This is a genomic window from Ochrobactrum sp. BTU1, assembly GCA_018798825.1.
In the GTDB taxonomy this organism is placed as follows: domain Bacteria; phylum Pseudomonadota; class Alphaproteobacteria; order Rhizobiales; family Rhizobiaceae; genus Brucella.
On record CP076357.1, the window covers coordinates 356386 to 380282 of the forward strand.

Below are 23897 nucleotides of genomic sequence, written 5' to 3' on the forward strand. Positions count from 1 at the left end.
CATGCCCACAGAAAACGCGCGTCATCCAAACTTCCCTATTCCAGGCGGTCAAGAGCTCCGGGCCAAGGGATGGCGACAAGAAGCGTTGTTACGTCTGCTTGAGAATGTGCTCGCTGTCGGCGAAGACCCAGAAAATTTGATTGTTTACGCAGCGCTTGGGAAGGCTGCACGGAGCTGGCCCGCGCATCGCGCTATTGTAAAAACCTTGTTGGAAATGGATGAAAACCAAACCTTGCTCATTCAATCAGGCAAGCCAATTGGCATCGTTAAAACCCATGCCAAAGCGCCACTCGTCATCATGGCGAATTGCAACATCGTCGGACAGTGGGCCAAAGCTGAGTATTTTTATGAGTTGCAGCGAAAGGGCTTGATTTGCTGGGGAGGGCTTACGGCTGGCGCCTGGCAATATATAGGCAGCCAAGGCGTCATCCAGGGCACTTATGAAATATTCATGCGGATCGCGCAAAAGCGCTTTAATGGTGACCTCGCTGGCCGTTTCATTCTGACTGCGGGCCTTGGAGGCATGGGCGGCGCCCAGCCGCTTGCTGGACACATGGCCGGCGCAGCCATCCTTTGCGTCGACATCGACCCTGTGCGTGCAAAGATGCGTAAAGAAATCGGTTACTTACAGGAGATAGCTCCTAATCTGGATTCAGCACTCACATTGATCGGTGAGGCCGTCAAAGCAAGACGTCCGCTTTCGGTTGGGTTGGTCGGTAATGCAGCCGAAATCTATCCCGAAATCGCTCGTCGCGGGATTGTGCCAGATATCGTCACGGATCAAACATCGGCGCATGATTTGGTCTATGGGTATGTTCCAAAAGGTATGAGCCTTACCGAAGTAAAGCAATTGCGCGTCCACGGGCAAGGGCAGTTGATGGCGGCGAGCAGGGCATCGATCGTGGAGCATGTCAGCGCGATGCTGAGCTTTCAGAAAAAAGGATCAGAAGTTTTCGACAACGGCAACTTGATCCGGACGCAAGCGAGGGAGGGCGGTGTCGAAAACGCATTTGATATTCCGATCTTCACGGAAGCTTATCTGCGCCCGCTTTTTGCCCGAGCCATTGGACCCTTTCGTTGGATGGCAACGTCGGGTGAAGAAACTGACATAGCAAAAATCGACGACGTAGTTTTAGAGATGTTTCCTGACAATCATATTGTCACCAACTGGATTTCGCTTGCACGCCAATACGTGCCTTTTGAAGGCCTTCCTGCACGGATCGCTTGGCTCGGACACGGCGAAAGAACCGCACTTGCATTGCGCGTCAATCAAATGGTCGCAACTGGCGGATTGAAGGGGCCGATAGCATTCTCACGGGATCATCTTGACGCAGGTAGTATGGCACATCCAAACATCATGACTGAAGGTATGAAAGACGGCTCTGATGCAATCGCTGATTGGCCTTTGATTGATGCGATGATGTTGAGTGCGTCGATGGCCGACCTTGTGGTTGTGCATTCAGGCGGTGGAGGCTATGCGGGTTACATGACAAGCGCTGGCGTCACTGTGATTGCGGATGGTACGACTGGGGCAGCCGAGCGGTTAGAGCACGCGCTTACAAATGATACGGCCCTTGGTGTGATGCGATACGCGGATGCAGGATATGAGGAATCGTTTGATGAGATCGCGAGGAAAAACATACCGTATATAGCCTCTTCATAACAAAGAGTTATCACTCAAACACAACACTTCTGTTGCATATCGGTGCATTTTGGTCAGAGACTTAAGCGATGGAAAATCTTCATCGCTAAGTAATCTTCATCAAAACTCGCGATGTGAACCAAAGCAGGACGATTTCTAAACTCAACGATATTGTTGCGGAAGGTGAGAAGGTCGTCACTGCGCAAATCGCGTAACATCCGGTTGATGTGGATTGGTGTCAGGCCTAGAGCGTCGCCCAATTCGGATTGGGTTAGCGGACAGAAGAAACGTAGTTCGTCTCCTGTTCCGTTCATCCGCGCGCGATGGCCGAGTTCAAGTAATAAGTGCGCCACACGTACTATAGCGCTGCGTCGTCCGATGCTAATCACATGTTCTACTAGGATTGCGCGCTGCCTCGCCATCAGTTCGATGAAAGTCATGGCCAGACGTGGCGATTTCGTGAGGCGTTCAGTGAGATGGTCAAGTGAGAGTTCAAAGACGGAAAGCTCGGTAACTGAGAGCAATGTATAATAATTAAAACCGATACCTGTGCGAAATCCCAGAAAGTCCCCCTTCATGGGGAAGTCGAGGATTTGTCGATCTCCGTCCGCGAGATCTCGATAAGTGCATCCCCAACCACTTTTAATAATATGCAGTGAATTAGCCCAGTCGCCCTGGCTGCTAACGATTGTGTGCGGCGGGAATGATCTGACGGATACGGGTAGTGATTCAAGGATGTCCAAGTCGCTGTCTTCGAAGACCGCGCTAATTGGAGGTCTCTCAAGAAACTCACGAAGTGTTTTCGCGTCATCCGTATTCACCGCCATGCGCATCCACTTCAAACTCCACTGAAGAACCGTGATTCGTCTGATTCTTGTGCCCACATCTCGTGTCATTGCTTCAGGGTTTTAGCCCTGCAATTAGTGTCAGCGAGGTCATATATTTTGGCAAGGTAGTAATCTCTACCACTAATTGCGTATATACGTGAGCATTTCCTAAACCATATTTCCTATCAGGCCTTAATCTAAGTTAATGACACTGTGTCGGAATTCAGGCAATCTTGAAATCAATAAACAAAAACAAAATACTTGGTACGGGGTTAAAGTATAAAATAAACAATCACAACTATGACAGCCGTCGCTAAATAATCATTGCAGTCAAACTGCAATGAAATAAGGCGCTTTGGGCAAATTATGAGGGCATGAAAATGAACGTTTCTCCGCAATTTAGCGTAAAGAGCAGTGAATTGGCGAACAATGCTCGTATTAGTGCTAGTGAGGGCACCCTTAGGCAAGAGGAAGCTAACGACAAATTATTGCCGTTACTCGTCATAATTGACAACCGGGCGTTGGATCGCGAATGTCTTGCCCATGGTTTAACGAACCATAGTATCGATATGACGATCGCAACCTTTAGCTCATTTGAGCAGTGGCAGCACCAGCGCCGTGGTCGTAGTGTCAGCGCCGTTCTATACAACATAGGTGGGCAGAAAGTATCGGATCCAGCTGTTGGCAACTATCTTAATCGCGTTGTCAATGATTGTGCGCCAGCACCCGTTATCATTCTCGCTGACAAGGAAGAAATTTCCCAAGTCCTAAAAGCCCTGGACTATGGTGTTAAAGGCTACATACCGACTTCGGTGAATGTAAATGTCTGCGTCGAAGCACTACGGTTGGCAATGGCTGGCGGCACGTTCGTTCCGGCAAGTAGTGTTCTCACGCTCCGCCATGCAAGTGATCCCAACTCCCATAGATTACAGCCTCTTGGTGGAATGTTCACGCAACGTCAAGCTGAAGTTGTCAATGCGTTGCGTCGCGGTAAAGCAAACAAGATAATCGCCTACGAGCTCAAGCTGCGTGAAAGTACAGTGAAGGTTCATATCCGAAACATAATGAAGAAATTGAAGGCTTCGAACCGCACAGAAGTTGCTTGCATAATAAACGAACTGTTTCCATCAGAAACATCGTTCTCTGATCTCCATTAACGCTGGGCGCGTTTGACGTTCACTTGTTGTAGCGCAGAACCTGTTCCCACGAGGGAGGCACTTTGTGATTATCTCCGACGTATCCTCTGGTAACGCGCGGCAGCCTTTGGTTGATCTGCTCAGTACCGTCAGACGCAGGAAAATACTGCTCATCACGCCAATTCTCGCCGGCGCGGTGATTGGGATTGCGGGGTATGTTACCGCCCCGGTAAGTTATGTATCAGAGTCCGTGTTGGTTCTGGATATGCGTCGTCTTCAGGCACTTCCTAATGAAAGTGCGATTACTCCATTACCCCAAGACAGTCCAGTATTGCGGTCCGAGTTAGATATTATCAGCTCTCGTATGATGGCACGGAAGGTAATTGATATTCTTCAGGGTGAAAATATTGTTGTACCTTCCGCCTTTCGCTCTCGCACGGTTCTCTCGTCAACCGTCGATACAATGTCAGCTCAGCGAGAAGCGCGCGGTGTTGATGCGGCTGATCGTGAAAGACAGCGGATCGATCTGTTGTTATCACGCCTTAGGGTAAACAATGATGGGCGTTCCTATACGATTTTCATTTCGTATCGAGCGTCAGATCCAGTTTACGCAGCCAAGGTCGCCAACGCCTTTGTCACGGCCTATCTCGATCACCAGATTGATGTGCAACAAACGGCAGCGCGGCGTGTGAGCGAATGGCTGGGTGAGAAACTGGTCACTTTGCGCAGTGATCTGGAAACAGCGGAGCGGGCAGCCGAAGATTTCCGTCAGAAGTCTCGGCTTGCGGGTGATCCGGGGCAGGTCAGCTTCCAAGCCCAGCGAGTCGCAGCGCTTAACACGGAAATTGTTGCAGCCACCGGAGCGGTCTCACTTGCCGAAGCACGTCTCCGCACGGCCGAAGCTCTTGCTGCAAACAATGAGTCCCCTGCCTTAACGGAAGTCTTGGCATCACCGGCAATTCAAACACTGCGCAACGAGCAGGCGCGCGTCGAGCGTCAATTGGATGAATTGCGCGCAAATGGCGCCTTGAAGAGCGCGGAGATTCCTGTGCTGTCGGCGGAGCGCGAGGCGCTAAAACTACAAATCGCTGCACAAGTGGATGAGATCGTTAAGAGCCTTAGGAATGAAATTCAGATTGCGAGGCAAAGACGGTCGGGCCTCGAGGAGGCACTTAAATCTGCAGAAGTCGAACTTGGAGAAGCCAATCAAGCACAAGTCCAAGCGGTTCAACTTGACAGAGAGGCTAATGCAAGCCGTACTGTATATGAAAGTTATTTGACCCGGTACAAGCAACTCATTGAACAAGATGGGATTGCAGTTCCAGAAGCACAAATGATATCTGCGGCGGAGCCTGCGATGGCTAAAGCAAGTCCAAATCTTGCTAACTGGCTGCTGTTCGGTTTGGGATTGGGAACACTCGTATCGTTGGTAGGGACAGCCCTGCGCGAGACGTTTGATAAAGTACGTCCAGCGCAGACCGCCACTTTCATGCTTCCAGGCATTCCTGCTGCTACACTGTTACCACTTTCGGACCAACTCACTGTACCGATGCTCGTGAATAGAGGGCTTGATCCGGCAAGCGCATTTGGACGCGCGATTAAGTCCGTGCATGATCGTTTGAGAATACTGGCACGAGGACGGGATTCGCTTGCGCTCTCTGTGGTCTCACTAAGTGACAGTGAGGGTAAAACATTGCTGATTACAGCGTTGGCACAACAATTTGCAGCGTCCGGTGTCAGTGTTGCTGTTATTGATGCACCGAACAGGCAATCGCGTCTCTCACAAGCTTTTGGTTTGTCCGACGAAGACCATGACTTAGTGCTGTCAGGCCGCAGAATTGCTGGTGCTACGCTCGTTCATGACCATGGGTCAGGAATTGACATAATCACCCCAGCAAGAAACCTCAAAGATGGGGAGTGGCTTTCGGACTTGATCACGCAACTCCGACCCGATCATAAGATAATACTGGTTGATCTGCCGGCTATCCTTGAAGATAGGCACTCGGCACTCCTCTCACGTGCAACGGATACGACGCTGCTTGTCGTTCAGCCCGACAAGAAAGATCAACCCGCCAATCTTGCCCTTATTCGAGCTATGGCATCCATGGGTCGTAAACCTGCGCTCGCGGTGGTAAACCAGTTTTCGCCCTCATATCACGGTTGGCTTAATGTTGCTCTTCTAGCCTGCCGACGAAAAGCTCGTGCTGTGAGCCGATCTGCAAGGTATTGGTGGAGACGCAAAGGTGTCGCGTCTGGACATGGAATGGGAGAAAAATTATGAGGAGGTTCACGGAATTCTCCCCGGCCAGAGCAGGTCTCGCACGCGTTATAAGAGCTAGTCTATTATCGAGTTGGCTTGCAATCGCACCAGGTCAAAGTGCTTATGCTCAATCTCAGGCTTATAAAGTCGGCCCCAATGATATCCTTCAAGTCACTGTTTACGGCCAGCCATCCTTAACGGGCCTGTACCCAATCGACGTTGATGGAAATATCGGTTACCCGGTTGTTGGAAATTTCAATGTGAGGGGCCTCACGACAACTGAGATTGGTGAAAAGCTCGCCAGTGTCCTGTCACAACATATTCCAGGCCTCACGGTAACTGCATCGATTAATCAGTATGCGCCAGTCTTCGTTGTCGGTGACGTTAAGTCCCCAGGTAAGTATGAATTCCGGCCAGGCATGGTTGCATTGGAACTTATGGCGCTAGGCGGTGGATCTGGCAAAGGTGAAGCGCCCGCAATTACTGCTGGAATGCAACTAATTACCGCACAACAGGAATACGCGGATTTGCAGATGCAGATCACAACAACTAATATCCGCCGCGCTCGGTTTCAGGCCGAGCTCGAGGGCACTGAGTTTGTTTATGAACTTCCAGCAGCCACGCCTGCAAGTAAAGAATCGTTGTCTTTGAGCCAGCATATGCTGCTGGGTGAAAGAACCTTGTTTGAAGTACGGCGAAATAACCTAGCTGCTGAGCGTCAAGCGTTAGAGGCTCAATCTGCAAGCTATGGCGATGAAATTGAGACCCTACAGCAAAGCATAAAACTTCATGACGCCGAAATCTCGTTACTAGAGGAGAATGTTGCTTCGAGCAAATCCCTTGTTGATCGCGGTCTTGCCGCCAAGTCAAACCTTCGGGATATGGAGCGCGATCTTTCAGCGACGCGGCGCGATGCGCTTGAATTAGGTTCATTCCTGGCGCGTGCGCGACAAAACCAGCTTGGCGTGCAACAACGAATAGCTAACTTGGTTGAGGTTCGCAAAAGTGATGCAGCCAACAATCTACAGGAGCTTGATCTGAATATTGCCCGCATGGAACTCAGAAGCAATGCCCAACTTCAAACAATGGCAGAGATTGCTAAGTCTTCTGGCAACATTTCCTCCTCCGATATGCGGAAGAATCTACTCTTTACAATCAGTAGGAATGTTGATGGGACATTCCAGGAAATAAGCGCGACTGAACGAAGTGATATACGGCCTGGAGATATCTTGCGTATAGAGTTCGATATGAGCAAGGTGACCGGCTCGCCGAGCTAGAGAACCAGATTTCATCTCATGATGAATAAGGGTGCCGCTTAACAGTGGCACCCTTTGTTAGGTTATAATTATCGCATGGATTGTCTTGAATACCTGCAATCTTTATCATCGGACATCGCTCAAGCTATGCTGCAGCAGGACGCTCGAGGCTTTTTACCCAGTTTTGATATAACTCGGTAATTCCGTCACGCAATGCGATGGTCGGTTTCCATCCCAAATCCTGCATCTGGGAAGTGTTTAGGAGTTTCCGCGGCGTTCCATCGGGTTTGCTGAAATCATGGAGGAACCCACCTTCAAAGCCAACCACTTCGGCGATCACTCTGGCGAGTTCGTTGATAGAGATCTCTTCTCCAGTACCGATGTTAACTGGTTCATCAGTGACGCTGTAGCGAAGCAGATGAATGCACGCGTCTGCCAAGTCGTCGACGTGTAGGAACTCACGCAAAGGCTTACCACTTCCCCAGAGGGTGACGTGATCAGAACCATTTAACTTTGCTTCGTGAACTCGCCGCATGAGCGCCGGCAAGACGTGTGAGGTCGAAGGATCAAAGTTGTCGTTGGGCCCGTATAAATTGGTCGGCATTGCGGTCATGAAGCAATTGCCAAACTGTCGCGAGCACGCTTGAGCATACTTAAGGGCTGCAATCTTCGCAATCGCATAGGCCGCATTGGTTGGTTCTAACGGCCCGGTAAGTAACATGTGTTCTTCCAACGGTTGGGGCGCGTCGCGGGGATAAATGCAACTCGATCCGAGCCAAAGGAGGCGCTCGGTCTGGTTCTGCTGTGCAGCGTGAATTAAGTTCATGCCAATTGCGAGATTTTCATAAAGAAAATCCGCTGGATACTGGGCATTGGCAAGTATTCCGCCAACACGCGCAGCGGCAATGATGATAATGTCTGGGCGATGCTTCTGAATGAAATGTTCAGTTTCATTTTGTCGGGTGAGGTCAAGGTCCGCGTGATCGATTGTTAAAACCTGACAGTCTTCACGCATGAGACGGCGGATGAGCGCTGAACCAACCATACCGGTATGCCCGGCAACAAAAACTTTCTTACCAGCAAACAAATAGAGGGGGGCAGGTGGAGAAATATCAGCCGTAGAAATCATTTCTTCCGACCTCCCGCATAACATTTCGCATATCCCAGTCGACCATTTCGGTGACAAGACTTTCAAATCCAGTTGTATGCTCCCAGCCCAGCCTTTTCTTTGCTTTGGATGCGTCACCCAGCAAAAAATCAACTTCATTTGGACGGAAATATCGGGGATCGATCTCGATCAGGCATCGACCTGACTTCCGGTCCAGGCCAATTTCTTCAATCCCATCGCCATGCCATTCGATTTGCTTGTCGACAGCCTTAAATGCGTGCTCAACAAACTCACGTACGGTATGCGTCTCGCCGGTCGCTAAAACGTAATCATCCGGCACGTCTTCCTGGAGAATTCGCCACATGCCTTCAACATAGTCTCGCGCATGTCCCCAGTCGCGACGGGAATTCAAATTACCTAACCGCAGTTTTTCTTGCAGACCTCGTTCAATTGCTGCAACTGCGCGTGTTATTTTGCGAGTTACAAAAGTTTCACCCCTTAACGGGCTCTCGTGATTGAACAGGATGCCGTTTGAGGCATGAAAGCCGTAAGCCTGTCTGTAATTGACCGTTGTCCAATAAGCATAAAGCTTAGCTGTCGCATATGGGCTTCGGGGTGCAAAGGGCGTCTGCTCGCTCTGTGCGTCGGGAGAACTATTTCCAAATAATTCAGACGTGGATGCCTGGTAGAAGCGACATCTCTCACCGAGCCCCAATATGCGCATCGACTCAAGCAAACGCAGGGTGCCCAAGGCATCGGCGTTCGCTGTATATTCAGGAGTTTCAAAGCTCACCTGCACATGGCTCTGCGCGCCGAGATTGTAAATCTCGTCCGGTTTGACTTCCTGGATTACGCGACAAAGATTAGTTGCATCGGTAAGGTCGCCGAAATGCAATCGAAATCGAATGTCCGCCTCGTGCGGATCTTGGTAAAGATGATCGATGCGGGCGGTATTGAACGATGAAGACCTCCGTTTGAGACCATGCACACGATAGCCCTTATTGAGTAGTAGTTCACTCAGATAGGCACCATCTTGCCCGGTAACGCCGATAATAAGTGCTGTCTTTTCCTGCAACGTCTTCCCTCCGTCCAAATGTTTCGAAGTTCGATGATAGCGAATTCGAATGGCAACAGAACGGCTCCAAAACGGTAAGAATGTCTGCCCAGGCGTCTGATTGGATGAAGCATGGCCGTAGCCCGCTAAGATCAACTTCGCCTAAAGAGGTAGTAACAACGCCTGCTGTTCGTGTTCCCTATTCCAATAGGCTTCTTGTGGGTCATTGGATAAAATCGCCATGCTTCCAAAACGGCTCGAGCTGGAGAAAGTTGGAATCATGCGCGTGGTGCTTGCAAATCGATATTTTTACCCCGATCAATCCGCGACAAGCAGAATGGTGACGAGCCTCGCTCATGAGTTGGTGCGCGAAGGCGTTGAGACAATCGTGCTTGCCAGCCGTAGCTATCACGAATGCGGTAAGGGATCGTTGCCCGCTCGAGAAACAATCGATGGCATTGAGGTGCACCGTATCTGGACTACGAATTACGGCCGGAGCAGTCTTGCGGGACGTGCAACGGATTATACCTCGTTTCATCTGTCTGCAGCCGCTTGGTTTTCCGCCAATGTTCAGAAGGACGATATATGTGTGGTTTGTACCGATCCGCCAATGCTATCTGTCACTGCAGCGTTACCATTGAGGGTCCGTGGGGGGCATCTTGTCAATTGGGTCATGGACCTTTTTCCGGAAACAGCAATGGAACTGGGGCTGTTGAAGCACAGTACGCTTGCGGGACGTGTGGCATTGGCACTGCGAAATTGGTCAATGCGCCGGTCTGCTCTCACAATTTGTCCGATCGAACGAATGGCGAGGTTCCTCTCATCGAAGGGAATTCCAGCCGACAGATTGGCCGTGGTCCATCACTGGGCGGACAAGAACGAAATTCTACCCGTCGATCCGACGGTCAATTCATTGCGTCATGCCTGGGGACTAACTGATAAATTTGTAATCGGGTATTCGGGAAACTTCGGGCGCGCGCACGAATTTGCGACGGTTCTTGACGCCGCGGAGCAGCTTCAGGAGTATCCGGATGTCGCTTTCCTCATGATAGGGGAAGGCCAGCAACGGGGATATGTCGAACGCGAGGTAAGGCGACGTCAACTGACAAATGTAATCATGAAGCCGTTTCAGCCGGTTGAACATCTGTCTGAGAGCCTCGGTGCTGCTGATGTCCACCTCGTCTCCCTCAAACCGGAGCTGGAACATTGCATCGTGCCAAGTAAATTTTACGGAGTACTTGCTGCTGCACGCCCGACGATTTTCATAGGAGACCCCGAAGGCGAAATTGCAAACGTCGTGCGCGATTTTCATTGCGGTCTTTCGCTTTCGCCCGGCGAAGTCGAAACCTTGGTGAGTTCTGTTTTGCTACTGCGAAACTCCCAGGTCAATCGAAATATGATGGGTAACAATGCGCGGTATCTTATGGAAACTGCTTACTCGCGCGAGTTTGGCGCCGCCGTATGGCAATCCGCTATTGGCCGTTTGGTCCGCAAGGATGAAATCGTTCCAATGCCCGTGCTCGATCGACAATTTCAAGCTGAGAAAATGTGATGGAAGGTTCTTTCGTCGTTAGTCAACTGGGTGCACGGATGCATTATGCCGTGCCAAGAATATTCGAGAGCCATCAAAAACTCGCGCATTTTTATACCGACATTTGTGCGTTGCAAGGCTGGCCGCGAATGCTCAACAAATTGCCAGGTGAGATGTTACCCACTGCAGTACGGCGGTTGGTGGGGCGAAAGCCAGGAGGTATTCCTCGAGAGAAAATGACCACTTTTCCGACATTTGGTCTTTATTCAGCGATAAAGCGGTTGGCGCATGAAACAGGACCCAAATCGACGGATAACGCTATTTGGGCTGGAAAAACCTTCGGCGCATTGGTTGCGGCAAGAGGATTTCATGGTGCCCATGGTCTTTATGCGTTTAGCGGGGAAGCTTTGGAGCTTTTGACCGTTGCCAGAAATCAAGGAGTTTGGACGGCCGTTGAGCAGATGATAGCGCCACGTCCTGTTGTGGATCGTCTGGCTGCGGAGGAAAGTCTGCTTCATCCTGGGTGGCAGTCACCGGACAACGACGACAGCAGTTCCTCAGAATTTGCAGCGCGTGAGCGGGCAGAGTGGAGAATTGCTGATGCAGTTATCTGCCCTTCACAATTTGTCGCAGATCATGTCATTCAGGCAGGCTGTGAGCCTCAAAAAGTTGTCGTTGTTCCTTACGGCGTCGACGACCGGTTCCAAATCCCACCGCGCCAAAGGGAGCCTGGCCCTTTGCGGGTGCTGACTGTGGGCGCAGTAGGTCTTAGAAAAGGTTCCCCTTATGTAGGGGCAGTGGCACAGAGCCTCGCAGGCAAGATGGAGTTTCGTATGGTCGGCCCCATTGACGTCCGACCACAGGCTCGTGAAACTCTTGAACAGTGCGTGGAACTGACTGGACCAATACCGAGAAGCGAAATGCGGGCACAATTTGAATGGGCCGATGTTTTCTTCCTTCCGTCTTTGTGTGAAGGATCAGCGACCGTTTGTTACGAAGCTCTCGCCTCTGGTATCCCGGTGATTTGCACTGAGAATACGGGCAGCGTTGTACGCCATGGAATTGATGGATATATCGTGCCGATCCGCGACGTTCACGAAACGATTCTTCGATTGCAACAGATATCAGACAGTCCAGCTCTGCTTGCCGCGCTATCCATTAAAGCACGAGAACGAGCAAGAGACTTCACCGTTGAGCGTTACGGAGAGCGACTACTGGTTGCGATTTCGAACCGTTCGAATATGGGTTTGTCATGAAGATTATTCACGTCATTGGATCGTTTGATCCTGCGAAGGGTGGACCACAGGCAGTCGTGGTCCGCCTCGCTGCTGCACAAGCAGGGCTGGGGCATCAAGTCACGATCGTTAGCTATAGTGACGATGAGATTAATTATCGTGCCTCTAAGGCGACCGCCAGCGTTCCTCATTTCAACAAGGTCCGGGCATTCATGCTGCCAATGCCGAGTTTACAGGAGAGGATCACTGGCAACAGCGCCGCGAAGGCCTTGACCGCTCTGATTAAAGGCGCTGATTTCGTTCATTTGCACGGGGTTTGGGAAATGATCCTCCTGCGTGCGGCACGCCTGTGTCGGTCAAATGGCGTGGGATACTGCATATGTTGTTGTGGAATGCTTGATGTCTGGAGCATGAAACAAAAATCTCTGAAGAAAAAACTCGCATTGCAGCTTGGTTTTCGAAAAATGCTTGACGGAGCAGCTTTTATTCAAACTCTAAATCAAGATGAGGCCGAGCTGATGCGGCCGTTACGTCTTCTTCCTCTTTCGATCACGATTCCAAATGGGATATTCCTTAATGAAATAGAGGGCAGTGAACCTCGTCGAGATGGACTACCTGATCGTCCATTCGTGCTGTTTCTGTCACGTCTACATTACAAGAAGGGACTTGATATTCTGGCGGAGGCCTTTCGCCTTATTGCACCTCGCTATCCAGATATCGACTTGGTTGTCGCAGGGCCAGACGGCGGTTCAAAAGGGGAGTTTTTATCCTCGATCCGAAAAGCGGGGCTAGAAAGCCGTGTTCATCTGACAGGTGGTCTTTACGGAGCGGCCAAGATTGCCGCCTTAAAGAACGCTGTCTGCTTCTGCCTGCCAAGCCGCCAGGAAGGCTTCAGCGTCGCAATCACCGAGGCACTCGCATGCAGTGTGCCGGTTGTGATTACCGAAGCTTGCCACTTTCCCGAAGTTGCTGAGGCGAAGGCTGGGATCATATGCGAAGTGTCTGCAGAAGCGGTCGCAGCAGGGCTAATGACAGTCCTCAACGATCCGCTTGAGGCATCACGCATGGGACGTGCTGGGAGCCGGCTTGTGGAAGAGAATTACACTTGGCCAATGGTTGCGCAGCAAACAATCAAGGCCTATTCCCGCTTTACCAAACGCGCTTAGGTTGGGCCTTTCAATTGCTACGCTGCCGAGTCAAGGCCCGGGCTATTCCAAGGCGCTTTAGTGAAACTGCTACGGGGATCAATCTTAAGCCGCATACGCCAGATCAAATGAGTTTATCTGTTTCGAATTTCTAAAGATGTAACAAAGAAAACGGCCAGTACCACGGCAACCGTTGTGCTTAGTGCAATTACATTCGACCAATCCATTTCTTTCACCTCAGGTTACCGGAGATTAACAACCTATTAACGCGCTAAATTTGGTTTGGTTCATTTTGTGACAGTCTGATATCAGAAGGCGGACATACGAAAGGCACTCGGCCCCATAGAAGGAGTTCAATCCTCGTTACGTTCTGACCATGCGGAATAGGCGATTACAATAAGCCATGCGGTCGATATAGCAGTTAGAAACCAACTCATGCCGTCATCCTCCGAGGATTAAACTCGCGGCTGCGCAAAAAGTTCAACCAGCAGGAAACAGACGGGAACGCGGGTTCTCGTTTTATGAACTTCCCAGATCCGTTCTGAAACTTATGAATTGTTTGATTGCGCTAAGCCCGCAACCCACGCCTTGCCTCTCTTCAAAAATGAACAGAGGAATTGAACGGCACAACACTCAAAGGTGAATCGAATACGGAAAACCATTGCGCAATAATAAAAGCTATATAAATCCGCAGCTTAGTAACCGTTTTTAATTTTTTACTGCTAGTCGTGCATGAAGCTCGTCACGCATCGCATCGCTACGCGACTTTGCCATTTTGATAATCTTTAGTATTTATATCCAGAGTCTTATGTTTAATTCTTAATGTTTAGATGTAGCAAAGGCATATTTTACATTTTCATTTTCACGCCAATTGCATCCGATTAACTCAGACAGGGTACCCGCAATCGATAAAATGGGTATAAACATCCACGAAACTTAGTACCTTTGGGGCCCAGCCACTGGGATGATAGTTTAAGGAGCACAGTTTGAGTAATCTCGAAACCGCCATTGCCGTTGCGGCCGCGGCTCATATGGACCAGAAGGACGAACGAGGAAATCCGTTTATTCTGCATCCTCTCCGCGTTATGTTAGCACAAGACACGGTCGAGACGCAGATAGTCGGTGTCATGCATGATATGATCGAGCGCACAGACACTTCGCTCAATGATGTATACTCTTTCGGTTTCGATGACGATATTGTCTTAGCTTTGAACGCCATCACCATGCGTGACGATGAAGAGTATCTTGTCTACATAAAGCGCGCATGTGCAAATCCTATCGTTCGGCCGGTAAAAATTGCCGAACTTCGCGATGAAGTAAACAACTGCGAGGATGAGCAACACCGAGCACAATGCGCGTACGCGCTCAAGATACTTGGCGCAACACCTTGACCACACTTTTAGAGCCAGCCCGTTAATAGGAGCGACGATTGATACCCTGGTGCAAAATTATAGTTGACCAAACGGGAAGCACACAAATGTAGTAGCTTGGGAGCCAAACTATTCGCTAATGGTCAGAATGGCTCGCTGTAATTGATCAGCGAGCGCTCCAAGCTCACCTTTGGTTGCGCGATAGTCGATACCTTGCAACACCGTCACAGTCACATCGTTTACTGCGATACATTGAGCGGTAAAGACACCTTTGCCCTCTTCGCCACCGCTGACCATCACGAGCTGGTTGGGAAATTGCTGCGTATTTACGGAGAAACCAGCACTCTTCGCTGTCTTTTCGACAACTGCGCCACATTCAACGAGATCGACCTGCGCGTTGGGAAAACGTTCAACGTGGTATGTCAGATTGAAGTTCGGGCTTTGGGCAGCCAACTGTGAGGTAAGGGCTGCAATCGCGCCTAATGATCCACAAACTATTGCTGCTGCTTTCATAGCTGCCTCCTCGACAAACTTGCAATCACCCGACTTGCGGGCACAATTGTTTACACTCGACCAATCGGGTCAAGCGAAATGTTTGCAAAGTCGGTGAGATAATCCTCCAGGTCGTTGCGCACGGACCAAAGACTGGATGATCGCTAAGGCTTGTCTATGCTGTCGGCGTTGCGTTTGCGTACTAACCGAGTATCCAGTAGCGCGACATCGAGCCCAGTTTGAAGAGCGCGTACGTGTACTTTAGTTGGAGTTATCTGCATTGTGTGAAATGACGAAACCGATCAAAAATTGGTGGGCTTTTGTCGCTTGCGAAGTGGCTGTGCAGGGTTTCCGGCATAAACCATCCATGGTTCCAAGTCACGAAAGCTTACTGCTCGAGCACCTAGTACTGCGCCTTCTCCCATGGACACTCCTGGTCCAACAAATGCTTCCGCTGCAACCCAAGCGCAAACGCCAATTGAAATCGGGGTCGCCGTCAAAGGGAAATCCGGTCGATCGATATTGTGTCCGGCTGAGCAGAGATGGGCGCCTTGTGAGACGATTGCATAGGGCGCAAGCTCGATCCTTGCAACGTTATAGCAATTTACGCCTGGCCCTAAGGAAGAATGAGCATCCATGAATAAATTTCCTGGCCACCAAATTCGAACGCTACTGCGCACGATCGCAGTTTTGTGGATCGTTGCGCCAAACAATCGCAATATGTAGCCCCGCCACGGCCATAGAAAGGATGGTGTCCATGCAGCGACAAGCAACCAGGTTATTTGCCAAATGAGCCGGTTAATGCGATTTCTTATCGTGAATGTTGCGCCGCCCTCCAAAGGGCGTGAAGATTGCTTTTGGCCACGAATGGTTGATTGAGAACTGGTTTCAGATCTAATTGTCATCGAATTCATCCATTAGTTGAGCTGTGGCGCGACGTGACTTTGTTGCAGGGGGGTCGGTAGACCGACGGATTGATTTCGGATCCGGCAAAATGCCAACACTGGTGTCAGGAAGATTGCCATATGGATCCAGACAGGAATTACCCAGTCTGTTTGATGTGAAATGGCATGCATCGCCGGCACGATTGACATCATATAAACAAGCTGCCCAAGCATCTCACCAGCCATCGCTGTTTCCCAGAGACGACGCATGATCCAAGCAAGGAGCAAAAATTTCAGCGCTCCGAAATACCAAAACGATTCGTATGCATCGACTAGTCCAGTTTCGGTTGTGCCTGTAGGGGGATTGTAGTCTCGGCCTGGCCGCGGAGTATCAAATTGCAAGGCATCTTTCAGCCTGGAACCAACGAGCTGCGCAGGAACAAACGTAAATATTACACGGTTCCAATGGAATTTTCCGTAGTCGAACTCGAGTCTTCGGTCTATCTCATCGATGCGCATCACAGCGTTACGCATCTCAAGCCCCCCACGCTCAAGTGTCTCCTTAAAATTTGTGGCGTAATCGATTTGCATTATGTCATCGAGAACAAAACCGGACGCTGCGCGCGTGATTTGGCGATAGTCCCCCATGCTTGTCATAAGAAACGTACCAGCGAGAACTCCAACGATCATGAGGACACGCGGAACAACGATACGTCGATAGAACCAGAAAGAGAGCAGTATCATCAATACGAGCTGTATGGCCTCGGCCCGCTTTCCGGTTACGACAATCCGGTCCAGATAGAAAATGAGGTCAAATGCAATAATTGCAAAGACAACCCATGACGGACGACGTACGAAACACAACAATGCGATGCCAAGTCCATAAGGCATGAGTTGTGCAAAGAAGAGATAAACGACAGGAATGCCCGTCATCTGCACGCCAATAGAAACATCGCCCGGCAACCGACTTAAAAGATAGTAGAACACTCCCCCAAACCCAGACAGACCAGCTGCCGCCCAGATGAGGCGACGTTCGCTGAACCCCATGCGCAGAAGACCGAGTGGCTTCTTCGTCAGTTTCCAACCAATTGCTAGCATTGCAAGCGAAGCAATACCCATAAGCATCGTTTTGGCGTACGCACCCGATGGAAGGAACTGATCGTTCATAAGGGCTGGCATCTGTGGCAGAAGGAAACCAAAGGTCATTACGCCGGCCAGAAATGGAAACTGATACATGCGATCTGCTCGTAAAAGACCATTCGCAAGAAACCAGCTTACCAACCCGACAAATATCCACGTGAGGGATGTGTTCATCCTTCTCTCCCCCCAATAGCGCAAATATCAGAGGCACCGATGGACTGACTTGCAGCGAGGTAACCTAGAGAAATCCGGCCAGAGATTAGGTACCAGCCTAGTTTCACATATTCTTTAGTCACTAATTCTAAATCACTGGAAGACATAGGAAATCCAGCATGTGTTGGCTCACTGTTGATGGGCGAGGAACTAAACTGCATTTGAGGACAGACTGTCCGGAAGCTGGCGACAGCCCGCCGCGAATGATACCAATTTGTGACAATCAGCGCCCTTCGGGCGTGCATCCTTCGCATAACAGGCGCGGAATAGAAGGCATTTTGCCAGGTGGTCCCTGATTTACATTCCACCAGGATGGCTGACGGGGCCACACCCTCACGAACCATGATCCTCTTGTTAAACAGGCAGTCCCCATCACCGGTTATTAAGATCATTGGCGAGCGTCCTTGCTTCCACAACCGTGCTGCTTGTTCGGCACGAGGTGGACCGTCACCGCCCGGAACGACAATCACGTCGACTTTACGGCCGTCGTCTGCAAGCGTCAGGACTGGTTCCGAATAAAAAATCGCTGCCATTCCAAACAAGATCATGCCAGGAAGAAGCAATAGAAACATCATGCTGGACGCCGTTCAGGATCAGAACGTTCAGGTAATTTCCGAGACAAAGCCTCTTCAGCCTTACCTTTCTCTATGCGCTGTTCTTCCATCTTGATGATGATCATGAACTCATATGCCGCAAGTAATCTGCAATAGAGATAGCCGGGCTTCCCGTCGAGAAATCCTCCGCGTAATATATACATGTAGAGGAAACGCAGCGAAGGTCTGAAGGGCGCATGATACGAAAGTGATTTTAACGCGCGACGCCGGCGTTCAGATATTCCTGAGAAAATGCCTGGCCAATCGATTTTACGTTCCAGCAGGCGATTGGCGGAGAGGCTAGCCTCCGCAGTAGAATAACGATTATGTTTGTCGTACCAAGCTTCGAGGCCCTTATTGAAGCTATAATGTACAAAGTGTGATTGTAACTGACCTTCTGGACCTCCGCTCGCCCTTGAATGAACGGATCGTTCAAATCTTACGCGATCTGGCCGCACCAAACGAGTGATCCAGGTTGGGTACAAACTTGCATGCTTGATCCACCGCCCCATAAACATGTTCTTGTAACGCGCTTTGAAGAATACTTCTGGTCGCGAGGGATCTGAGGCAATCGCAAGAATTTCATCACGCAAATCTGTTGGCGTAATTTCATCTGCGTCAGGAGTATAAACCCAGTCATACTTGAATTTGATTTCTGTCAGCCCGTGCATCCGCTGACGGTCCTCGGTATCGTATGATCGCTGGTAAACCCGTGCGCCGGCGGCTTTAGCGATGTTTACTGTATCGTCGTCACTGTAAGAATCTAGAATTACGATATCGTCGCACCAATCGAGGCTTGCTAGACACGCTGGGAGGTTGATCTCTTCGTTTCTGGTCATGATGAGAACGGAAACACTCATGAGGTTGCCCCTGGTAAAGTTATCTTTGGCTTGGGTGAGGGGGTGGCATCTACGCTCACGGATGCACTGATTAAAGGAGCACTCTTGCTTGAGCGCAAGACAAACAGAATATGCGCGCTAAATGGAATAATAAGTGCGAGCAACATCACCCATGCTGGCACATTCAAGGCGATTGCTCCAAAGGCGATTGCACCTGCAAAAAAATTGAGGAGGCAGATAGTGAATGCAGTTTGCCCTATCGAGAAACCACGATCGAGCAGCAGATGATGCAAATGTTGTCTATCGGGTGAGAAAGGGCTTTTTCGCGCTGCGAGCCGGCGCACTATCAGGCTTAGCGTATCGACAACAGGGACTATCACGATCCATAACAGGATCGGAAACTCCAGTGAGATTTGCCTGTTTGCCAAAATGAGGATTATCCCAGCGAGAGACGCGCCCAGAAGCGTACTTCCCCCATCGCCAAGGAAAATGCTTGCTCTGCTCCGGAAACGGTGCCGCATGTTGAAAATCAAAAAACCGATGCATGCTGATGAAAGAATTAGCGACTGCAGGCCTAGCTGCTGCTGATCAGCTTTGAAACTGATCAAAGCAAGCCAGAAGAATGAAACCGCGCTTGCAGAGCCGGAAAGCCCATCGACTCCGTCGCTCATATTCACGGCGTTTACAAGCCCCACAATGAATGCGAGAGCCAAAAGCAAGAATAATGGACCAGTTACAGCGTCGCCCCAAACATTAGAGGAAGCCGCCTGCAAGGTCTCTGATTGCCTTGCGCCCAGACCCAGGTGAATCTCCTCTAATCCTACGGTAACGATAATGACAAATCCGGCTGTCAATTGCATTACAAGCCGTGGCGTAACGGGAAGATCAAATCTGTCGTCCAATACTCCCGTCGTCAAAATTAGAAGCAGTCCGGGTAGCAGTAGAGCCGCATTTGCCGAACCAACCATGGAAGGAGCTAGGAAGGCACAGAAGAAGAAGGTTAGAAAAATTGCTATTCCTCCGCAGAGTGGAACAGTTCCATCGTGCTTCTTGCGGGCATTAGGCACATCTAATAAATACCAATCGCGGGCAAGACCTCGTAATCCGAGACAGAAAATAGCCGACATTATAAATGCCAGCAACGAGGTCCAGAAAAGACTAGTCATTTCGTCTCCCAAGCGCGTGCTATTTCAACTTGCGTAATTTTTACTGTTTGACGCGCTCGAGGACGACTTGGCTTAAAAGCGTGCCGTGTACTCCTTTCAGCTAGGGGATTAAACCAAGGACCAAATTTCAAACCTGCAGCAAGTCTCTATCCTACCGACACTAAGAACAGCAGTCCGAAGTCGGCAATGTCTTGGGGGGAGATAAATTGAGTATCCAAACAACGACCAAATGTGACCGATCATGAGTGGTGCACGCAGAGGTATTCTGATGGCCGCGCTCGAACAATATGCCGGCTTGATTTTCAATTTCGTCACAGTGATCGCTGTTTCACGGTTTCTAGGTCCCGCCGAGACGGGTGCTGGAGTTGTCGGTCTGAGTATTGGAGCGATCTTCTATTCCCTGCGTGAATTTGCGAGTCCGGAATTTCTCATCCGCATTGAAAAAATCCGAGATCCGGACATCCGGACCTCGATGACGTTTCTGATGACCGTCACGCTCTTGCTTTCAGCTGTCCTTTATTTTGCTCGAGACTACTTTGCCCAGTCGTATCACGACCCGCTACTACTGCTTTTTCTTAACATAACAATAATTGCTGCACTCGTTGAGAGTTTGTCACTACCAGTGGTGGCCTTATTGAGGCGTGAAATGGCGTTTGGTATGTTGGCCCGCATTCGTACTGCAGGAACTGGTGCGGGTGCATTGGTTACTATTGCCATGGCTGGACTGGGCTTCGGACATATGTGTTTTGCATTCGGATTGCTTGCAAGTGCAATGATCACAACAGGTTTGGCTCTGTCGATTTATCCGCTCGGGCGGCTTCTATATCCTTCTTTTGAAAGTATAAACACAGCTTGGAGGTTCGGTATCTATCTCGGCGGCAATGCGGGCCTCAACAAAATCTGTGAAACCTTTCCGCAACTCATGCTTGGACGCTTTATGCCGATCGCATCCGTCGGCATTTACAACCGCGCCAACACAGTCAGCGGATTACCGGACCGAATCTTTCTTTCGGCGGTCTTTACGGTGGCGTTTCCCATGCTCTCCGCACATGCGCGGGCCGGAGGTGACATCAGTCGGGCTTATATACGGGCCTTATCCTATATTTCTGTCGTTTATTGGCCAGCGCAAATTCTATTGGCTCTCCTGGCTTACCCGATGGTTGCCATCATACTGGGTCCTGGATGGACGGAAGCAGCCCCGATTGTGGCTGTAATGAGCCTTGCCAGTTTGTTCTGGTTCCCTGTTATTCTCACCTACCCACTGTTGATGGCTTTAGGCGAAAATCGAGAAGCATTCGTTTCTAATGTAATCTCCAGGGTAGTCGCCACCGCAATCCTGTGCGCCGGAGCATTTTATGGATTGTTCGCGGTTGCACTCAGTCAATTCATCAGTCTACCGTTCCAAATGGTTGTCGCGATCATCTACGTGCGCAAGCATGTCAGGTTCACCTACAAGGAACTAGGCCGTGAACTGATGCGAAGCGCTTCAGTTACAATAATTGCAATCCTCGCACCTGCTATGATCGTGATATCGAACGGACTCAACCTGGAGATGTCTTGGTTGAAAGCCGTTGTCGTCGTTGTAACCGCAATTTTGAGCTGGTCAATCGGCCTGATTTTGGTCCGTCATCCCTTCGCAGAAGAATTAACGCCGCTACTGACTGCTTTAATAAGGAGATTGCCGTTCCGCCCTCGTGGGATGCGGCGCGTTGATGCCAAGATATCACAATCAGCAGAGTGAGGGCGATATGAACAATACTGAGAGTGGATATCCTACCGTTGACGTTGTCATTCCAAATTACAATTACGGTCAATATTTGTTAGAGTGTGCAGCCAGCGTCTTGACACAAAAAGGCGTCGACGTGAGGCTGCTGATCATTGATAACGCATCCCATGACCTGAGCGCTGACATCTGTAGAACAATTGCAGCAGGCGACCAACGGGTTGAAGTGATACTCAGAACTAGAAATTTAGGGCCTCACGCATCGTTCAATGAGGGAATTGACTGGGCTAGATCCGAATACTTCTTGATATTGTGTGCCGATGATCTGTTGGTTGATGGTGCCCTAAGTCGAGCGGTCTGCGCGCTCGAACAATCTCCAGATGTTCATCTCGCTCATGGGTCGATTGAGAATTTTTCTGGCAATGACTACCCAAAGCCGGTGGATCTTCCCAAACGGGGTGGGTGGGTAATCCAGTCGGGAAACGAATTCATCGAACGAGCTTGCATGCACGCTTACAATCCCGTTGCCGGTCCCACAGCCCTCGTTAGAACGTCGGTTCAAAAAAAGGTTGGGTACTATAAGACAAACCTTCAACACACAGATGATCTTGAAATGTGGCTTAGGTTTGCAACATACGGAGGAGTTGCATCGACAAATGCTGTTCAAGCTTGCGCGCGGGTGCATAACCTAAATCGCTCTGCGAGTGTAGCTGGTATCGTTGAGTGGAACTGCGAATTTGAAGCTGCGTTCCGCACATTCTTCGAAAGTGACGGCGCGGCGCTGCCCAATGCATCGGCGCTCTTCGAACTAGCGCAGGATTGTCTAGCGAAGCGCGCGTATTGGTCCGCATTTTCCAATTTACTGCGACGAGAGAAAGGTTCTGCATCCCTGATGGCGTTCGCATTAAGGCGACATCCTTCAATGATCTTATTTCCACCAATCGACTACTTGTTGCAGCGTCGCAATCGCCATTAATCCTTGTTGCGATCGTGCTCAAACAATGATCTGCGCAACATTTCTTCCTGCACGTTTAGCCGTTCACGATATTGCTTCACGCCGGCTTTAACGTCGATAGAGAGTTGGTCCTTCTGTAATAGCATGCGTTCTATCTGAGCCTGCAATGTCGTCGGCTCGAAATTCTCAATGTGATGGCAAAATTGGGAGAGACCTGTGTCATGAAGCAGCGCATCATTTTTCTTTGCGTAAGCGACTGAGATAGCTGGTCGCCCCATGGCAAGCGCACAGACGATATTGTGATAGCGGCTGGCAACAACGATGTCGACCTGGGCGATCTGTTGCATCAGCTGGTTTAACGACAGAGCAGGCTCAAAAATTATGCTATTTGATTTATGCATAGCGAGTCGTTTTAGTAGATCTTCAACTGCCTTATAGTCAGCTCTATCTCCCGTTAAAAGCCGGACCTGTTTCCCTTGGGCCAATAGTTGATCGAGCAACTTCGCCATTTTGTCGAGATATGTGTCGTAGATGAGGGAAGCGTCGGCAGCATTCTTGCGCCACCCCTTATAGTCCATTATGCCAAGTCCTATAGTCTGGGTGCCAACTTTACGCACACTTTCCTCGACCGTTGGAAGCGAAAAGGCTATATCAGCTGTGACGACATCGTTTATTGAGATCACGCCAAGAGATCGCATGAAGTCGAGGGAGACCTGATCGCGATAAGAACGATAAGACGCGAGCATTGACGCTCTGCGAACGAAAAATCGACTAAGGGGAAGCGTAACAGGACCCGCTCCGATTGAAATGAATGCAAGACGTGCGCCTGCAATTTTTGCGGCGACAGACCATCGCAATACCGCAAATGGCCAGCCAAATGGGTTCTCATTGAAATCATCGAGAATGCCGGTCCCAGGTACAATTATGAAATCCAGCCCCTGCGCTAGAGAGACCGCACTCACAAAACCAGATAGTCGCCGTGGAACATGCAGTAAGACGCTGTTGAGCGTCCGCATCAGGCGGTTCTCCGACGCGGGCTGTCCCACTGGTGCAGATGCAATTTCGTACTTCTCGCTGATAACGTCGGGCCGTGAACAGATACAAACCAGCTGAGCGTTTGGACAGATACGATCAAGTAACCGCAGCATTGCCTCCAGGGAGCCGTCATTGCCGGTATTGCCTGAGCCGAACTGACCAAAAAGCCCTATTTTCATGAATGGGTCTCCACCTGCATGAAGAAAATAGACCATCGCAATCTTTGTGAAAACTGGCAGAAGGGTGAAGACCATCCTCTTATGTATGAGGTGATCTACCCCTCAAAGCCAAAA

The 23897-nt window shown here is 50.1% G+C and carries 18 protein-coding genes and 1 pseudogene; 10 read left to right on the plus strand and 9 right to left on the minus strand.

Features of this window, described 5'->3' with window-relative positions:
• Position 1 precedes the first annotated feature (1 nt).
• Complete coding sequence (locus KMS41_25250) at positions 2 to 1663, plus strand: urocanate hydratase (GenBank protein ID QWK81782.1); 1662 nt, start codon at positions 2 to 4, stop codon at positions 1661 to 1663.
• Between the two features lie 53 nt (positions 1664 to 1716).
• On the opposite strand, the gene KMS41_25255 is transcribed toward KMS41_25250, so the two are convergent.
• The gene (locus KMS41_25255) at positions 1717 to 2469 is read right to left on the minus strand and encodes a Crp/Fnr family transcriptional regulator (protein ID QWK81783.1); all 753 of its coding nucleotides are present in this window, start codon (positions 2467 to 2469) and stop codon (positions 1717 to 1719) included.
• 380 nt (positions 2470 to 2849) lie between these two features.
• On the opposite strand from KMS41_25255, the gene KMS41_25260 reads away from it, so the two are divergent.
• From KMS41_25260 to KMS41_25270, 3 genes and pseudogenes are all read left to right on the plus strand, one after another.
• The gene (locus tag KMS41_25260; GenBank protein ID QWK81784.1) at positions 2850 to 3626 is read left to right on the plus strand and encodes a response regulator transcription factor; all 777 of its coding nucleotides are present in this window, start codon (positions 2850 to 2852) and stop codon (positions 3624 to 3626) included.
• A gap of 64 nt (positions 3627 to 3690) precedes the next feature.
• A pseudogene (locus tag KMS41_25265) lies at positions 3691 to 5790 on the plus strand (exopolysaccharide transport family protein).
• A gap of 92 nt (positions 5791 to 5882) precedes the next feature.
• The gene (locus tag KMS41_25270) at positions 5883 to 7142 is read left to right on the plus strand and encodes a polysaccharide biosynthesis/export family protein (protein ID QWK81785.1); all 1260 of its coding nucleotides are present in this window, start codon (positions 5883 to 5885) and stop codon (positions 7140 to 7142) included.
• Between the two features lie 124 nt (positions 7143 to 7266).
• On the opposite strand, the gene KMS41_25275 is transcribed toward KMS41_25270, so the two are convergent.
• Together KMS41_25275 and gmd are read right to left on the minus strand one after the other, a co-directional pair.
• A complete protein-coding gene (locus KMS41_25275) occupies positions 7267 to 8250 on the minus strand; it encodes a GDP-L-fucose synthase (GenBank protein ID QWK81786.1) in 984 nt (327 codons plus the stop codon).
• Entirely contained in the window at positions 8234 to 9304 is a 1071-nt protein-coding gene (gene gmd / locus KMS41_25280) for a GDP-mannose 4,6-dehydratase (GenBank protein ID QWK81787.1), read from the minus strand. The genes KMS41_25275 and gmd overlap by 17 nt, the downstream gene beginning before the upstream one ends.
• 259 nt (positions 9305 to 9563) lie before the next feature.
• Between gmd and KMS41_25285 the strand changes: the two genes are divergently transcribed.
• The 4 genes from KMS41_25285 to KMS41_25300 all read left to right on the plus strand — a co-directional run bounded on the left by KMS41_25285 (position 9564) and on the right by KMS41_25300 (position 14585).
• The gene (locus tag KMS41_25285; GenBank protein ID QWK81860.1) at positions 9564 to 10835 is read left to right on the plus strand and encodes a glycosyltransferase family 4 protein; all 1272 of its coding nucleotides are present in this window, start codon (positions 9564 to 9566) and stop codon (positions 10833 to 10835) included.
• Complete coding sequence (locus KMS41_25290; GenBank protein QWK81788.1) at positions 10835 to 12070, plus strand: glycosyltransferase family 4 protein; 1236 nt, start codon at positions 10835 to 10837, stop codon at positions 12068 to 12070. Before KMS41_25285 ends, KMS41_25290 begins: the two co-directional genes overlap by 1 nt.
• Complete coding sequence (locus KMS41_25295; GenBank protein QWK81789.1) at positions 12067 to 13215, plus strand: glycosyltransferase; 1149 nt, start codon at positions 12067 to 12069, stop codon at positions 13213 to 13215. Before KMS41_25290 ends, KMS41_25295 begins: the two co-directional genes overlap by 4 nt.
• Positions 13216 to 14180: 965 nt before the next feature.
• A complete protein-coding gene (locus KMS41_25300; protein ID QWK81790.1) occupies positions 14181 to 14585 on the plus strand; it encodes a GTP pyrophosphokinase in 405 nt (134 codons plus the stop codon).
• Positions 14586 to 14693: 108 nt separating this feature from the next.
• On the opposite strand, the gene KMS41_25305 is transcribed toward KMS41_25300, so the two are convergent.
• The 5 genes from KMS41_25305 to KMS41_25325 form a co-directional block, all read right to left on the minus strand.
• Entirely contained in the window at positions 14694 to 15077 is a 384-nt protein-coding gene (locus KMS41_25305) for a hypothetical protein (GenBank protein QWK81791.1), read from the minus strand.
• 896 nt (positions 15078 to 15973) lie between these two features.
• The gene (locus KMS41_25310; GenBank protein QWK81792.1) at positions 15974 to 17254 is read right to left on the minus strand and encodes a hypothetical protein; all 1281 of its coding nucleotides are present in this window, start codon (positions 17252 to 17254) and stop codon (positions 15974 to 15976) included.
• Positions 17251 to 17868: a YdcF family protein gene (locus KMS41_25315; GenBank protein QWK81793.1), complete on the minus strand. Its 618-nt coding sequence runs from the start codon at positions 17866 to 17868 to the stop codon at positions 17251 to 17253. Before KMS41_25315 ends, KMS41_25310 begins: the two co-directional genes overlap by 4 nt.
• Complete coding sequence (locus KMS41_25320) at positions 17865 to 18746, minus strand: glycosyltransferase family 2 protein (GenBank protein QWK81794.1); 882 nt, start codon at positions 18744 to 18746, stop codon at positions 17865 to 17867. The genes KMS41_25315 and KMS41_25320 overlap by 4 nt, the downstream gene beginning before the upstream one ends.
• Positions 18743 to 19891 carry an undecaprenyl/decaprenyl-phosphate alpha-N-acetylglucosaminyl 1-phosphate transferase gene (locus KMS41_25325; protein QWK81795.1) on the minus strand — a complete coding sequence of 383 codons (1149 nt, stop codon included), beginning with the start codon at positions 19889 to 19891 and terminating at the stop codon, positions 18743 to 18745. The genes KMS41_25320 and KMS41_25325 overlap by 4 nt, the downstream gene beginning before the upstream one ends.
• A gap of 241 nt (positions 19892 to 20132) precedes the next feature.
• Here KMS41_25325 and KMS41_25330 point away from each other — a divergent pair, with 241 nt between their 5' ends.
• Both KMS41_25330 and KMS41_25335 read left to right on the plus strand, forming a co-directional pair.
• Positions 20133 to 21632 (plus strand): oligosaccharide flippase family protein, encoded by a 1500-nt coding sequence (locus tag KMS41_25330; protein QWK81796.1) that lies wholly within the window; start codon positions 20133 to 20135, stop codon positions 21630 to 21632.
• Positions 21633 to 21639: 7 nt separating this feature from the next.
• Entirely contained in the window at positions 21640 to 22590 is a 951-nt protein-coding gene (locus KMS41_25335; protein QWK81797.1) for a glycosyltransferase family 2 protein, read from the plus strand.
• Here the strand turns inward: KMS41_25335 and KMS41_25340 are convergent.
• Positions 22587 to 23783: a polysaccharide pyruvyl transferase family protein gene (locus tag KMS41_25340; protein QWK81798.1), complete on the minus strand. Its 1197-nt coding sequence runs from the start codon at positions 23781 to 23783 to the stop codon at positions 22587 to 22589. The two genes, KMS41_25335 and KMS41_25340, sit on opposite strands and share 4 nt — an antisense overlap.
• Between the last annotated feature and the right edge of the window lie 114 nt (positions 23784 to 23897).